This is a genomic window from Paraburkholderia sp. D1E, from assembly GCF_052682275.1.
The window spans coordinates 101,609-115,036 of record NZ_JBQYMB010000001.1 but is presented as its reverse complement, the minus strand read 5'-3'; the positions used below and the strand labels follow the sequence as shown (position 1 = coordinate 115,036).

Below are 13,428 nucleotides of genomic sequence, written 5' to 3'. Positions count from 1 at the left end.
TGCTGCCGACCGTAGCCGTGCAAGGCTGACGCAGGTATGCCAATCGCATGAGGCAGTACCCGGCCACAAGCGGGCATCGCGTTTCGCCTCCAACCCGACATTAGAATGTCATGATTCTGTCCGGGAACGGACCTTCCCTGTCTCGTCGTAGACGATGATGTTGAAGCCTTCGCTGAGTTCGGGCGGAACGAAGTAGCGGGTGATTTGGTCGTACTGCTCTTCCGATGTCTGGAAAGGATGCTCGCCCGAAACGTTCCTCGCTATTAGACGAGATTTGCATATCTCGTCGCTCACATCCAGATAGTGAAGCCGATGCTCGCAACCAATGGCTTCGAATAATGAGTGGCCCCAAGCACGTGCGCTGGCCGTATTGAACGGAAAGTCCAGCACCACGGATATACCCGCCACGAGGAGCCCCTGGATGTGCTCAGTGAGGACCATTCTCATGCGTGCTGCGCGGCTTGCATAATCGGTCAGCGTATGAATCTCGTTCGGATAAAGACATGCCATCCATTTGTCTTCGCTAACTACGACCGCCCGAGGGGCATCCCCCAAGCGAGCCATCAACGTGGATTTTCCCGATGCGATTTTTCCGCAAACCAAATGCAAAACAGCCGTCTCACGATGGCCAGCTGCGTCGACTACTCGACCTTCACTTGTCATTTCCAGGCGCTCCATCTAGGAGCCCAGAAAGCAAAAACCCGCCTTCTGGGCGGGGTTGATTGCATATTGTCAACTCAATAGCTATCCCGCCGAGACTCTCGCGGCGCTAATAATCGAGTTGATGACAAATTGGTTCATGTCGCAAAGCTTAATTCAACTGGCGAGACGGGGCAAGTCGTAACCACGCGGCACAGTCCGAGCGTTAGACTCACCCCCAAACATAGGACGGCAGCTAACGCGTCGAAAGCGGCCCTTCCGTCAGTGCTGATCCCAACGACGGCTCAGGGTCGAACCGGGCCGGTCGACCTTCGTCGCGGTTCGGCCAGTAGCTGTCATTCGGCCGCGTGAGCAAGTGGTCACTCATGTGACCGATCTACCTCGCAAGCCGCCGTTGACGGGAAAATTAAAGAATGTGCGGCTACGACGCCTGAAAACGCAGGACGAGTCAGCTCGTCTGTGTAACGCAAAAAAACACGGGTTTTGAACCACGCCCCTGACGCTTATGGAACATCGGCCGACGAGTGAACAAAGGACGAGCCACTTAGAAGCGACTTCAGCAGCGACACCGAGGCTGGCAGGAAGCAAGCCGGGGGCTTGACAGGTTTGCCTATCCTCTCTCATACTAAGTTGGATAACTGACTTAAAGCACAAACATGACTAGGACACATATCGATAAGCGATCGCGGCTGGTTAGTGCGGCAGTGGACCTGGCGTACCAGAACGGATTCGGCGCCACCTCGCTTGCCGACATCGCGCGCGAAGCTGAGGTTCCTCTGGGCAACGTCTATTATTACTTCAAGACCAAGGACGAGATTGGCGAGGCGATCGTCGAGTTGAGGCTAGCGCAGCTGTCCGCGCAGCGGCAGCGATGGAGCGAAGCCGGATCGCCCAAAGATCGGCTTTGCGCCTGCGTCCAAGGCGTCTTCGAGAACAGGGATTCCTTGGCACAGCACGGCTGCGCGGTCGGGACGTTTTGCTCCGAGCTCCACAAGGCGGGCGGCTCGATCGCCACCAGATCGACCGAGATCTTCGCTCAACACCTGGCTTGGATCGAGAGCCAGTTTCGGGAACTTGGGAAGGGGAAAGACTCCAGCGGCCTTGCGGTGCACCTGCTTTCCGCCATGCAAGGCGTTTCGATCCTGGCTCATACCTTTCATGACTCCGGTCTTGTGGCGACGGAGACCAAGCGCCTCAAGAATTGGATACAAAGCTTGTGAGACACCAGGCGGGCTGAACCCGCAGGCCCACACGGCGAAGCCTGAAGCGGGCCGAGCAAAATGCCCATCGCAGTGAGTTAGGACGCTGACATAAAATCGGAGTGATGAGGTAAGAATCCATCGATTATGGCCTACTATTTAGTCAGTTGACTGACTTCAATACACGCAGTCATTGGCTGCTGAATAATTTATGACGCAACAGGCTCTAAGCGGGCAGAACGGAGTTTTTATGAAAATTATTTTGATTGGCGCAAACGGAAAGATCGGCGAACTCGTTCAAAAGGCATTGGCGGGTGCTGGCCATGAGATAGTCAAGGTCGGGCACAAATCTGGCGATGTTCAAGTCGAGATCGAGAACCGCGAAAGTGTCAGGGAGCTTTATCAAGCCGTCGGCTCGTTTGATGCCGTGGCCATTGCATCAGGCCAAGTCGCATTTGCTCCGCTTTCGGAACTCACCGCTGAAAAGTGGCAGTTCTCGTTGGGAAGCAAACTCATGGGTCAGATCAATCTGGTTCAGGAGGCGATCCCGTTCATCAAAGAAAAAGGATCCTTCACTTTGGTTTCGGGCATTCTCAATGACGATCCGATCATCGCCGGCGTCGCGGCTTCAACCGTCTCGGGCGCGTTGGAAGCTTTTGTTCGGGCTGCCGCAATTGAGCTTCCTAAGGGACTGCGTATCAATGTGGTGAGTCCCACGATGCTAAAAGAATCCGAATCCCAATTTGCCCAGTTCTTCACCGGCATGATTCCGGTCGAAGGATGGAAAGTTGCACAGGCCTACAAACGCGCTATCTTGGGGGCGCAAACCGGCCGCGTTTACAAAGTTGAATGAGCTTACCCAGCGTTTATTCGAAGACCGCCCATCAACGTTCTGAGCCGTCTCGTCGACGTGGAGTGCGATTTGTAAATGATCACATAACTTGGGAGGTATTTAATTATGAAACTCACGAGCAATACGATTCTGATCACCGGCGGTGCCAGCGGCATCGGTTACGAACTCACCAAACAACTCGCGGCGCTTGGTAACACGATTCTTATCACGGGCCGCGATCAAGCTAAGATGGACCGTGCGAAAGCGGCCTTTCCAAAAATTCACACCTTTCGAAGCGACGTTTCCGATCCGGAAGCGATCGCTACTCTTTACGAACAGGTCACGAAACAATTTCCTGAGCTCAACATTTTGATCAACAACGCCGGCATCATGCGTGAGATAAATATTCACGACAAAGCTGGAAGCCTCGAAGACATAACTCGGGAGATTGAAGTCAATTTGAGCGGGCCGATTCGCATGGTGAAACAATTCTTGCCGCATTTGAAAACAAAATCAGAGGCGGCAATCATGAACGTTTCATCAGGATTGGCATTTGTTCCATTACCCATTTCACCGGTTTATTGCGCCACCAAGGCCGGTCTGCATTCGTTCACCGAGTCTCTTCGTGTGCAACTGAGAAACACCAAAGTGAAGGTATTTGACCTGGCACCGCCTGCGACACAAACCGAACTCCTGGATGACTTTAATGTTGAAGACCTGAAAGGCGCTTCTATCATGAAGGTGGAAGACATGGTTAAAGTCGCCGTCAAAGGAATGCAAACCAATCGATTTGAAATTCGTCCGGGTCAGGCGAATCAGCTCAAAATGATGAATCGCGTGGCGCCGGGATTTATTTTGAAACAAATGAGCCGATCGGTCGATCGCATGCTCAGAACGCAGAATTAATTCGAAGTATCCGAAGCTCGTTTGGGTCCGTTCTTTCCCGGCATAATTCCAGTCGAAGGATGGAAAGTTGGACAAGCCTACAAACGCGCTATCTTGGGGGCGCAGACCGGCCGTGTTTACAAAGTTGATTGAGCTTACCCAGCGTTTATTCGAAGACCACCCGGCAACACCACAAGAATCCGGGTTGACAAAAAGAATCGACCTGTTTTCAATTTAGCACTAAGTCAGTTGGCTGACGTATGACCCACGACCATTGGCTGCCGAATAATTTATGACACAACAAACGCAACAAGCCCTAAGCAGGCAGAGCGGAGCGAAAAGATGACAGTCGCACTCGATAAACACAGATTTGGCCCCTGGGCACTCGTCACGGGCGCCTCGTCCGGAATAGGCAAGGAGTTCGCACGGCAAATCGCCGCTTCAGGAATCAATGTCGTCCTCGTTGCGCGGCGGGAGGACTTGCTTAAGGAAGCAGGCGCTGAACTTAGCAAGCGTTACGGTGTGGAGCATCGAGTTGTTGTGCTTGATGTCTCTCGGGAGGATTTCATCCGGCAACTCGCCCCCGCCACTGCCGATCTCGACATCGGCCTTGTCGTCTCCAATGCCGGCACCGGAAATCCCGGCGAGTTCTTGAAGCTTGATCGGCAGTTGCTTCAGGCGACTTTGCGGCTCAGTACGATGGCGCATCTGGACATCGCCCACCATTTCGGCGCGAAACTCACCGAGCGACGCCGGGGCGGAATCATCCTCGCGGGGGCAATGGGTGCGGAAAACGGCGTTCCCTGTATGGCGAATGACGGAGCCGCGAAGGCGTATGTACACAGCCTTGGCGAAGCGCTTCACTATGAGTTCAAACCTCTAGGTGTCTACGTCACTGTACTGGCAGCCGGGTTTACGAACACAGCGGTGCTCGAAAAGTTCGGCCTCGATCCGAAGACCATGCCGATGAAACCGATGAGCGTCGAGCAGTGCGTGTCTGAGGGCCTCAGCGGTCTGTCCAAAAACCGCTCCAGAATCGTTCCAGGCCGGCTGAACCGCATTTTGAACGCCCTCGTGCCCGCTTCTCTTGCGCGGAAGATGGAGGCGGACTTGCTTGGTAAAGGGCTTGCCAACAAATCCGCTCCTGCGAACGCACGGGCGGAGGCCTGATAACGGATAAACACGGTGGCGCACCTCGATATTGCTCGCCACTTCGGCGAACGGCTCGTGCGGCGCGGCTCTGGCGGGCTGATGTTCGTGGGCGCCAGGGGCGCGGACAAGGGGATTCCCTTCATGGCGAATGAAACCGGCACTAAGAGACCGTTAAAAAATGACACGAGCCCTTTCAGAATCGAATGCGCTTGAAGAGATTGACTGTGCGTCCGTCTCTTCGACAATTGGTGCGAACGCCGAAGCGTCATACCGCCTTCCTTTCTCATGCACGCATGGCCGATCTTGAGGGCTGCCCCGCTCGCGAGGACGCGGTTGTTGAACACCTTGCAGGAGCTGCTGCAGTTTCATCCTGACTCGTTGAGTGCGGAAGATCATCAGGTCATCGAGTTGGTTCTCGCGATTCAATCTCGCTAAGGGAAAACAAATCCGGGGGACAGTCTCCCATGACGCCCGATTCAAGCGAGCCGGCTCCGCGGCGCGCAGCCATTACGTTGGGGATGTCCGAACCCGCGCATTCCGCCTTCTCCCAAGCCGAGCGGCGGGCGAAATAGCGCGCGGCGCGAGACGTGCTCCTGAGAGCGCGCATCGTCGCGCTCGCAGAGCTCGAGCGGATCACGCATTTCGGCCATTGGTCGTTCAACTTGATCTGGTGGAACACCTGACCCTCACCCGAGAATAGGAAAGAGCCTGACGGAGTGAAGCAGTCACTGCAATATGGAATTCGTACGGGGGAACAAAGCGATTCGAGACCACGTACAAGATGGACGAACGTTGCACTTGTTCGAATCGCTCGGCAAAGGAAAGAAACAGCGATACCCGACCATTACTATAGAGTGCATCGACGTTTCAAGAATCGCCCGGTCGGAATGCCCGCGGTTGTACTGACGTCGGCTACCGGGGGGCATGGCTGCATTTTACGGCGCGTTGGCTTCCACTATTTTCGGCCGGCATCAGTTCGCTTGGTTTGGTATCCTTAGCGGCCAATCGACTTGGCGCTGCCACCGGCTGCTTCGGGTCGAACCGGGCCGGTCGACCTTCGTCGCGGTTCGGCCCAGACTGTGTCAAAACGCATTTTGGCGCGTTAAAATTTACCATCCGATAGCAAGGGTTGAGCAACATGAAACGGTTCGTTCAAGGCGACAATCGTACACAAAGCTCTCTGCTCCCTGAAGCGCTCGATGACTACGTGACGGACACAAATCCCGTGCGCGTAGTTGATGTCTTTGTCGATGAGCTTGATCTTCATAAGTTTGGGTTTGAAGGAGTCCAACCAGCGTTGACTGGTCGGCCGTCGTATCACCCCGAGGTGATGCTCAAGATCTATATCTACGGTTACCTGAACCGTATTCAGTCGAGCCGCCGCCTTGAACGCGAGGCCCAGCGCAACGTCGAACTGATGTGGCTCACGGGCCGCCTGGCACCGGACTTCAAGACCATTGCGCGGTTCCGTAAAGACAACGGCAAAGCGATCCGTAGCGTCTGCCGTCAGTTCGTCGTGCTGTGCCAGCGTCTGGACCTCTTCGCCGAAGCGATTGTTGCGATTGACGGCAGCAAGTTCAAGGCGGTGAACCACCGCGACCGTAACTTCACGAGCGCGAAGCTTGAACGACGCATGCGCGACATCGAGTCAAGTATCGCTCGCTATCTCGAGGCAATGGACACAGCGGATCGTCAGGAGCCGGCAATCGCGAAGGTCAGGACGGAGCGACTGCAAGACAAGATTGCGGCCTTGAAGGAGCAGATGCGAAGCCTCAAAGAGATCGAGGTGCGACTGAACGCGACACCTGACAAACAGGTTTCGCTTACCGACCCGGACGCGCGTTCGATGAAGACGCGTGGGACCGGCGTTGTCGGCTACAACGTCCAGACGGCAGTGGATACGAAACACCATTTGATCGTCGCGCACGAGGTGACTAACAACGGCATTGACCGTGATCAACTGACGTCGATGGCGAAGCTTGCCCGAACGGAAATGGGTGTAGGCAAACTCACTGCGATCGCGGATCGAGGCTACTACAAGAGCGAAGAGATACTTGCATGCCATGAAGCTGGCATCACCGTATTCGTGGCAAAGACGGTGACATCAACCGCCACGGCGCATGGCCGTTTCAGCAGGGATGATTTTATTTACAACCCGGAAACGAACGAATATCGGTGTCCGGCCGGTGAGCGGCTCATCTGGCGATGCTGGACAGTAGAGCGTGCTCTGAAGCTGGGCAAGTATTGGAGTTCGAATTGCCAGCAGTGCTCGTTAAAAGAGAAATGCACGCCGGGCACTGAGCGGCGTATGACCCGCTGGGAGCACGAGACCCTTGTTGAAGAAATGCAGGCGCGACTTGATCATGCTCCTGAGATAATGCGGACCCGGCGGCAGACAGTCGAGCATCCCTTCGGCACGATCAAAGCATGGATGGGGGCCACTCATTTCCTCACGCGGACCATCGAACGAGTGAGCACTGAAATGAGCTTGCACGTGCTGGCGTACAACATGAAGCGAGTGATCCGGTTACTCGGTTCGGAAACGCTTATAACGGCAATGCGGGCGTGATGCCCGCATGGGGTTGTTGAACCTTTGCAACTGTTCGCCGGGTTTCGTTCGGCTTGTCGCAATCGAAAAGCTGCAACGTCCGATGAGGCCGGTTTCGTTATTTCTTGTGGCCGCCCGTTTTGACACAGTCTTATATGGACACCGCCCGGTTTGCCAAGTTGATCTTGATGTGATGCTGTAACGAGGTATCGGCTGCGGTCTTATATCCGGCTTTGTGCAAGCCGAAGCCGCGAGCCCTGATGGAATTCGCCAAGAACGTCCTCATCTGGGCCACGTGCTTCGAGCACAAGACTGTGTTCAGGTTTGCGTTCTTGCGGTCCGACCTGTTTTGCCATCACATGGAATCAACCCTAGCAACCTACCAGTTCCTCAACGTTTCAAAGTCTCATACTGCTACGCAGGTCTCATACTGACGTGATTCGTTTCGTAACTACTCTCGTGGGCAAGTATGGCCCAAGCAATTCGCGCCATCTTGTTTGCAAGAGCCACGGCTACTACGTTGCCAGGTCGCCGCTCCTGAATTCCTTTCTGCCAGGCAGTTGGTACCTTGGCGTGACACAGGACGGAGCGCGCCCCGTGGATCAGCAGCGTGCGCAGGTATGGGTCGCCTCGCTTTGAGATCGAGCCCAATCGAACCTTGCCGCCCGTACCATGTTGCCGAGGAACAAGCCCGAGAAACGCAGCGAACTCACGTCCCGACTTGAACGTCCTGGCATCTCCAATTGTTGCGACCAACGCGGTGGCGGTGAGTCTGCCGATGCCCGGCACTTCGGAGATTGCGCGACACGCCGCTTCCTGTTTCTGCCAGGCGCCGATGCGCTTCTCGAGTTGACTGATATCGTCCTCAAACGCGTTGATGCGTCGTAGTTGGTCTTGCAGATTGAGGACGATCGGTCTTGGTAGCGTGTCCTCTAACTCTGCCATGCGCTCGCGGATCTCAGTGAGCCCTGCCAACCGTCCGGCACGAAACGTCGCACCGAATTCGTAGAGCAAGCCACGTAGCTGATTCACTTGCATCGTGCGAAACTTGACGAGCAACGAGCGCATGCGGTGCAGGCTCAACATGGTTTGCTGATCTTCTGTCTTTGCAGCAACCGTGCGCATCCCGGGTTGCTGTACAGCAGTCCAAATGGCCCGAGCATCCGCTGCGTCGGTCTTGTTCGTTTGGACAAATGGCCGGATAAATTGCGCATGCAACAAGACTACCTCATGTCCGAGTGCCTGAATTTTACACGCCCACCAGTGAGCACTTCCGCAAGCTTCGAGGGCCACTCGACCAGCAGGACGTTGGGCTAGAAACGCAATTAAATCGTCGCGTCCGAACCGGCGATTGGCTATCTCACCGGTCTGTGCGTCGACCCAGTACATCTGGAACACCCGCTTTGCAATATCCAGTCCATATGTCGTAGCATTCATTTAGGGCCTCCGTTCCTCAAGTGGTTGTGTCGCAACTCCACTTTGGCACATTGATGCCGTTCGGTTCTGGAGGCCCTCAATCATGCCTACCTCCCCGAAGGGAGGGCGGTGTCCATTCCATCTGGGCCAACTACGGACGTTCGATACCGATGTTTAGATCGTTGACCATCGGCAATCAGCCGGTCGTTCACGAGTTGGTAATCTGCGATCCGCGTCCGCTTATGAATGCGTTAGAAACGCTTGGTGCTAACGCTCATTTCAGTCGCGACCTCCCCGTTAAACGCTACTTCGGATCGGTGAAGCGCGCCTGTCGCAACCCACTTTGTTGCTCCCGCTTTGCAAACGCCTCGCGTGCGGCCCGCATCGCGGGCCGGTGCTCCACGGCCCAGCTGTGGAGTGACCGTAGTGGCACGATCAGCGACCTTCCGAGGTCCGTCAGTTCATAGTCCACACGCGGTGGAATGGTCGGATACATCGTCCGGCTGACCAGGCCATCTTGCTCCAGACCTTTCAGGGTAAGCGTGAGCATGCGCTGTGAAATGCCTTCGATCACGCGCGCAATCTGGTTGTATCGCATCGGTCCGTTCGACAGTGTGCCGACGACCATCACCGTCCATTTGTCGCCGATGCGGGCGAGCGTAGGGAGCTACTGCCCGACACCCCTCGTGGGAATCCGAGGTCTGGGTGGCGCGAACAGGAATGTTCGTATCAGACAAAGAAGTGCCTCCTTGTGCGAACTTTTTCAGCCTCTATCATAGCGTAACGAACAAATTGTTCCTTACTGTGGGGACGAGATGGCATGGGCGACCCCTGTGCTGCCCGATCCTCAGATCCCGGAGAAGAAATTTGAAACTCTTGCACATTGATTCGAGTATCTCAGGCGCCGAGTCTGTTAGTCGCCAACTGTCGGCCAATATCGTGACCCGCTTCAAGGAGACCTTGCCGGGTCTCGGGGTCAGCTATCGTGATCTGGCGGCCGACCCTGTGCCACATCAGTCACCGGCCACCCGGTTCGCCAAACTGAAAGCACTATACGAAGCTGGCGCGCTGGACGGCAAGATTGGGGAGGTGGTAGCTGCCGCCATGCGGGGTGGTGCGCCGGTCGATGCTTCGGCGCAGGATGAGGTTGCGGAAACTAACGCGGCCCTCGACGAGTTCCTTGCCGCCGATATCGTTGTCATTGGCGCCCCGATGTACAACTTCGGCATTCCGAGCCAACTGAAGGCCTGGATCGACTGCTTGGCCGCGCCGGGCAAGACCTTCAGCTACACCGCGACGGGCGTGGAAGGCCTAGCCGGCAGTAAGAGGGTGGTCGTTGCGTCCTCGCGTGGCGGGTTCTACTCCGCGCCGTCGCCGATGGCCTTCATGGATCACCAGGAGACTTTCCTGACGAGCTTTTTCGGTTTCATCGGAGTCACCGACATTACGTTTGTCCGTGCCGAAGGGGTCAACCAAGGCCCTGAGCAACGGCAGCGCGCGCTCGAGTCTGCGTTGGCTGAAATCGCCGTCCTGAAGGCAGCTTGAAAGTAGAGAGATGGCCCGACCTTTGCCGATTGGGTGTCCGCTTCGGGGAAGCCTGAACGTCTCGTCAGGGTCGCGTGCTGCCGCTCGTGGCACGCACGGGTCGATCGCACGACGATGGGCAAGGTACGGCCCGTCTCCAGCCGTTCGCCTGATACCGTGCGCGTTCCTCGGAAACTCAAGAGGAATCAGTTGCGCACACGGAATTGCGTTGTTCATCCTGTTCGGCACGCAACCGACCACGGCCGATGACACCGGAGGTACGACGTAGTCGTGCGGGAAAAGCCCCGAGATATACTTCCTGCATGGAACTCGCCCCCCGCGACCTCGATAAAATCAGTGCCGTCACGTTGCAGCACTACGACGCGCACGCGGAAGATTTCCGCGACGGCACGTATGACCACGACGTCACGCAGAACATCGCGGCGCTGCTGCACCATATCGAAGTCGAGCCCCCTCTTACGATCCTGGATTTCGGCTGCGGGCCGGGGCGGGATCTCAAGGCCTTCACTACACTGGGCCATTGCGCGGTCGGCCTCGATGGCGCCGAGCGCTTCGTTGCAATGGCGCGTGACGCGACTGGCTGCGACGTCTGGCAGCAGGATTTCCTGCATCTCGATTTGCCGGCTGCGCACTTTGACGGTATTTTCGCCAACGCCGCGCTGTTCCATGTCCCGAGTCAGGCGTTGCCGCGCGTGTTGCGGCAATTGCACGCTACACTGAAGCTCGGCGGCGTGCTGTTCAGCTCCAACCCGCGCGGCACGAATCAGGAAGGCTGGAGCCATGGCCGCTACGGCGTCTTCCATGATCTCGAAGCATGGCGCCGATATATGGCGGGCGCAGGATTCGTCGAAATTGAGCACTATTACCGGCCCACCGGCTTGCCGCGTGAGCGGCAGCCGTGGCTAGCCAGCGTGTGGCGCAAACCGGTCGCCTGAAACTGGGGCTGTCACCGTATGCCCGCGTTGGGCTTGGCAGATGCTCGCGTTCAAGCCGCTTTGATGCAGCGCAAAGCAGCCGATTTGCAGCACTGTCCATCGCGCAGAAAAACGGCCAGTCGTGGATCTCGCACAATCGGCAGAAGCGGGGACGCCTATCGTCGGCCGCTACAGGCAGCGTGCGGCCACTTTCGGACGCTCGCGTCTCCCGACCGAATGTCCGCTGCAGAGCGTAATGCAGACCTCCGTGCATCCCGATAGAACACAGAACGGGTTGATGGCGTCCATACAACCCGGGTGGCGCTGCTCAAGGAATTGCTGACGATGAGTTTCGTTTTCTCAGTCAGATCGCGGCCCGGCAGGTTGCGGGCACGCGCTCTGCAGGAGGCGGTGTCAGATCAAGTGACTCTTCAGGGAATTTGGGGACCCCATGCGTACTGAAGCTGGAAGCGGTTTTGCACGAAAGTATTTCCCTTGGCCGGTGAGGTCTGCACGGCAAAGAAGTCCGCCACGCTGAGACCCTTGAGCTTGCCCGCAAAATTGTAAATCGCGTATGCAAGATATTCAGACCCGTTAAGGCTCGGCCCGTCAGCATCGGACTTCAGATCCATGAACGAATATCTCGCACCGATGAACCAGTTGCCCATTGGCGCACCGTTGATATCGATAGCGTAAGCGTTGCCGGACCCAAGATCCTGCGTGCTTGTCAGGAACGGCTGTGCAAAGAGCGGGCCGCCCGACACATCGTGTGCGTATGGCGTGACCAACGCACCGTTAAGGTACGAGTTGCGATGAGGCGCGATGAAGTTATACCCGAGGCTCACTGTCATCGAGTTGTGCTTGGCGCCGAGTTGCAGGCCGTACACCTGACTGTCCACATGGCCGAGCAGTTCGCGACCGTCTCCGGTTTCATGGAGATACTGCGCGGCGGCAAATGGCTTCCAGGAGCCATTTGACCGGCTGACGCGGCCCTCGACGTAGGCGAGGTCGGCATAATCCTGATACGTCTGATACCAACCTTGCGCGTTCACCGTCACGGGATCCAGATTGAACTTGTGCGCCGCGCCGACGCCCCAGAAACCGTTCGTTTCTGGCTCGCCGATACCTGAGTACGGATCGAAGCTTTCGTCGTAATTCGTGGTCTTTGTGAACGAATTGCTCGTGTACGACTTGAAGCGGAACATCTTGAAAGCGGTGATGAAGTTGTCGTCGTCGCCGTATTTTGCGTCCGCGCCCTGATAAAGCTGTGGCGCAATTCGCCAGTCATAACTCGATGCAAACGGGACATTGAGCGCCTGGTTGCCGGCTGTAATCTGGAATTGGTCTTTTTCCCACTTGACGTATGCCTCGCCCAACGTCGTGATGTTTGGACCCAGATAGCTGTCAACGTAGTTCGGGTTGTCGGAGTGACCGATGCCCCGTTGCAAATAACCGCTTACGCCAACCGTAAACCCGTAGAACGGTGCTGTGACATAGCCCAGTTCACCGCCATAACTCAACGTATTCTGATTCGCACCCTTTGAAAAAAATGCATTGTGCGAAGCGTAGTAAAAAGTGCGCACATTCCCAAAAAACTGACCCTTGGTAATCATTTCTGCAAGGTTGGTGGCTTCCTTGCCTGCATCCGCGGGTGCGGGAACGGGGCTGGTTTCGGCTGCCGCGTCGGATTGTGAGGGGTTGACCGTGTTGCCGCGCAAATCTCCGTTCTTTCCCGCCTTGTTCTCTACCGCAGAGGCCGCCGCAGCATCTTTCGCTTTTTGTGCCGCCTTCTTTTCTGCTTTTGCATCGCTAGCCGTCACGTCTGCCGTGGCTGCGGTGTTGTCGGAGTTCTGTCCAAAGGAAATTCTAGGAGTAAAAGCGGTGGCTGCAAAGGCTGCATAAATGATAAGTAGTGTTGATTTATTTGAGAGGTGCAATAGCGTCATGGTCGTAGTGGATGCGAGTGGGTCGAACTCTCTGTTTCCGTCTGCGTATGAATTCCCCCCGTACGGGATCGCAGCGTCAGCGAAACATCGGTCAGAGATGACTTGTACCGGCGATGACGCCGGGCAGGTGTGACACTAAGGCAGAAAAAATTGGCTACAAGGCACTTTTTCGGCATCTGCTCGTTGCCGTTATGGCGACGGGGGACGTGATACCGACCATCGGGAGGGCATCTCGCGGTTAGCTACTCGAGCTCGATTTCGCTGATGCGTGCCGCATTCGTTTCGAAACACGCGATTCTGCGCTGTGGCGATTTACTTCGCACGATGGCTC

10 protein-coding genes and 1 pseudogene are annotated in these 13,428 nt (G+C 56.2%); 7 read left to right on the top strand and 4 right to left on the bottom strand.

Annotated features, from left to right (window positions below):
- Positions 1-108: 108 nt before the first annotated feature.
- Complete coding sequence (locus tag ACUN0E_RS00575; RefSeq protein ID WP_445565252.1) at positions 109-678, bottom strand: AAA family ATPase; 570 nt, start codon at positions 676-678, stop codon at positions 109-111.
- Between the two features lie 638 nt (positions 679-1,316).
- On the opposite strand from ACUN0E_RS00575, the gene ACUN0E_RS00570 reads away from it, so the two are divergent.
- The 5 genes from ACUN0E_RS00570 (at position 1,317) to ACUN0E_RS00550 (ending at position 7,297) form a co-directional block, all read left to right on the top strand.
- Entirely contained in the window at positions 1,317-1,880 is a 564-nt protein-coding gene (locus ACUN0E_RS00570) for a TetR/AcrR family transcriptional regulator (protein WP_445565251.1), read from the top strand.
- 229 nt (positions 1,881-2,109) lie between these two features.
- A complete protein-coding gene (locus ACUN0E_RS00565) occupies positions 2,110-2,712 on the top strand; it encodes a short chain dehydrogenase (protein ID WP_445565250.1) in 603 nt (200 codons plus the stop codon).
- A 105-nt stretch (positions 2,713-2,817) separates the two neighbouring features.
- Positions 2,818-3,597, top strand: a complete 780-nt coding sequence (locus tag ACUN0E_RS00560) for an SDR family oxidoreductase (RefSeq protein ID WP_445565249.1) — start codon at positions 2,818-2,820, stop codon at positions 3,595-3,597.
- 321 nt (positions 3,598-3,918) lie between these two features.
- Complete coding sequence (locus ACUN0E_RS00555; protein WP_445565248.1) at positions 3,919-4,746, top strand: SDR family NAD(P)-dependent oxidoreductase; 828 nt, start codon at positions 3,919-3,921, stop codon at positions 4,744-4,746.
- Positions 4,747-5,866: 1,120 nt separating this feature from the next.
- Positions 5,867-7,297 (top strand): IS1182 family transposase, encoded by a 1,431-nt coding sequence (locus tag ACUN0E_RS00550; RefSeq protein ID WP_445565184.1) that lies wholly within the window; start codon positions 5,867-5,869, stop codon positions 7,295-7,297.
- Positions 7,298-7,690: 393 nt separating this feature from the next.
- Here ACUN0E_RS00550 and ACUN0E_RS00545 read toward each other — a convergent pair whose 3' ends face one another.
- Together ACUN0E_RS00545 and ACUN0E_RS00540 are read right to left on the bottom strand one after the other, a co-directional pair.
- A complete protein-coding gene (locus tag ACUN0E_RS00545) occupies positions 7,691-8,713 on the bottom strand; it encodes an IS110 family transposase (protein WP_445565247.1) in 1,023 nt (340 codons plus the stop codon).
- A gap of 283 nt (positions 8,714-8,996) precedes the next feature.
- A pseudogene (locus ACUN0E_RS00540) lies at positions 8,997-9,414 on the bottom strand (winged helix-turn-helix transcriptional regulator).
- Positions 9,415-9,559: 145 nt separating this feature from the next.
- On the opposite strand from ACUN0E_RS00540, the gene ACUN0E_RS00535 reads away from it, so the two are divergent.
- Both ACUN0E_RS00535 and ACUN0E_RS00530 read left to right on the top strand, forming a co-directional pair.
- Positions 9,560-10,237: an FMN-dependent NADH-azoreductase gene (locus tag ACUN0E_RS00535; protein ID WP_445565246.1), complete on the top strand. Its 678-nt coding sequence runs from the start codon at positions 9,560-9,562 to the stop codon at positions 10,235-10,237.
- 302 nt (positions 10,238-10,539) lie between these two features.
- Positions 10,540-11,172 carry a class I SAM-dependent methyltransferase gene (locus ACUN0E_RS00530; RefSeq protein ID WP_445565245.1) on the top strand — a complete coding sequence of 211 codons (633 nt, stop codon included), beginning with the start codon at positions 10,540-10,542 and terminating at the stop codon, positions 11,170-11,172.
- A gap of 410 nt (positions 11,173-11,582) precedes the next feature.
- Here ACUN0E_RS00530 and ACUN0E_RS00525 read toward each other — a convergent pair whose 3' ends face one another.
- Positions 11,583-13,097: an OprD family outer membrane porin gene (locus ACUN0E_RS00525; protein WP_445565244.1), complete on the bottom strand. Its 1,515-nt coding sequence runs from the start codon at positions 13,095-13,097 to the stop codon at positions 11,583-11,585.
- Positions 13,098-13,428 lie beyond the last annotated feature (331 nt).

Excerpts from the sequence above, each read along its gene's own strand:
- ACUN0E_RS00575 (WP_445565252.1), bottom strand. The coding sequence starts at position 678 with ATGGAGCGCCTGGAAATGACAAGTGAAGGTCGAGTAGTCGACGCAGCT.
- ACUN0E_RS00570 (WP_445565251.1), top strand. The coding sequence starts at position 1,317 with ATGACTAGGACACATATCGATAAGCGATCGCGGCTGGTTAGTGCGGCA.
- ACUN0E_RS00565 (WP_445565250.1), top strand. The coding sequence starts at position 2,110 with ATGAAAATTATTTTGATTGGCGCAAACGGAAAGATCGGCGAACTCGTT.
- ACUN0E_RS00560 (WP_445565249.1), top strand. The coding sequence starts at position 2,818 with ATGAAACTCACGAGCAATACGATTCTGATCACCGGCGGTGCCAGCGGC.
- ACUN0E_RS00555 (WP_445565248.1), top strand. The coding sequence starts at position 3,919 with ATGACAGTCGCACTCGATAAACACAGATTTGGCCCCTGGGCACTCGTC.
- ACUN0E_RS00550 (WP_445565184.1), top strand. The coding sequence starts at position 5,867 with ATGAAACGGTTCGTTCAAGGCGACAATCGTACACAAAGCTCTCTGCTC.
- ACUN0E_RS00545 (WP_445565247.1), bottom strand. The coding sequence starts at position 8,713 with ATGAATGCTACGACATATGGACTGGATATTGCAAAGCGGGTGTTCCAG.
- ACUN0E_RS00530 (WP_445565245.1), top strand. The coding sequence starts at position 10,540 with ATGGAACTCGCCCCCCGCGACCTCGATAAAATCAGTGCCGTCACGTTG.
- ACUN0E_RS00525 (WP_445565244.1), bottom strand. The coding sequence starts at position 13,097 with ATGACGCTATTGCACCTCTCAAATAAATCAACACTACTTATCATTTAT.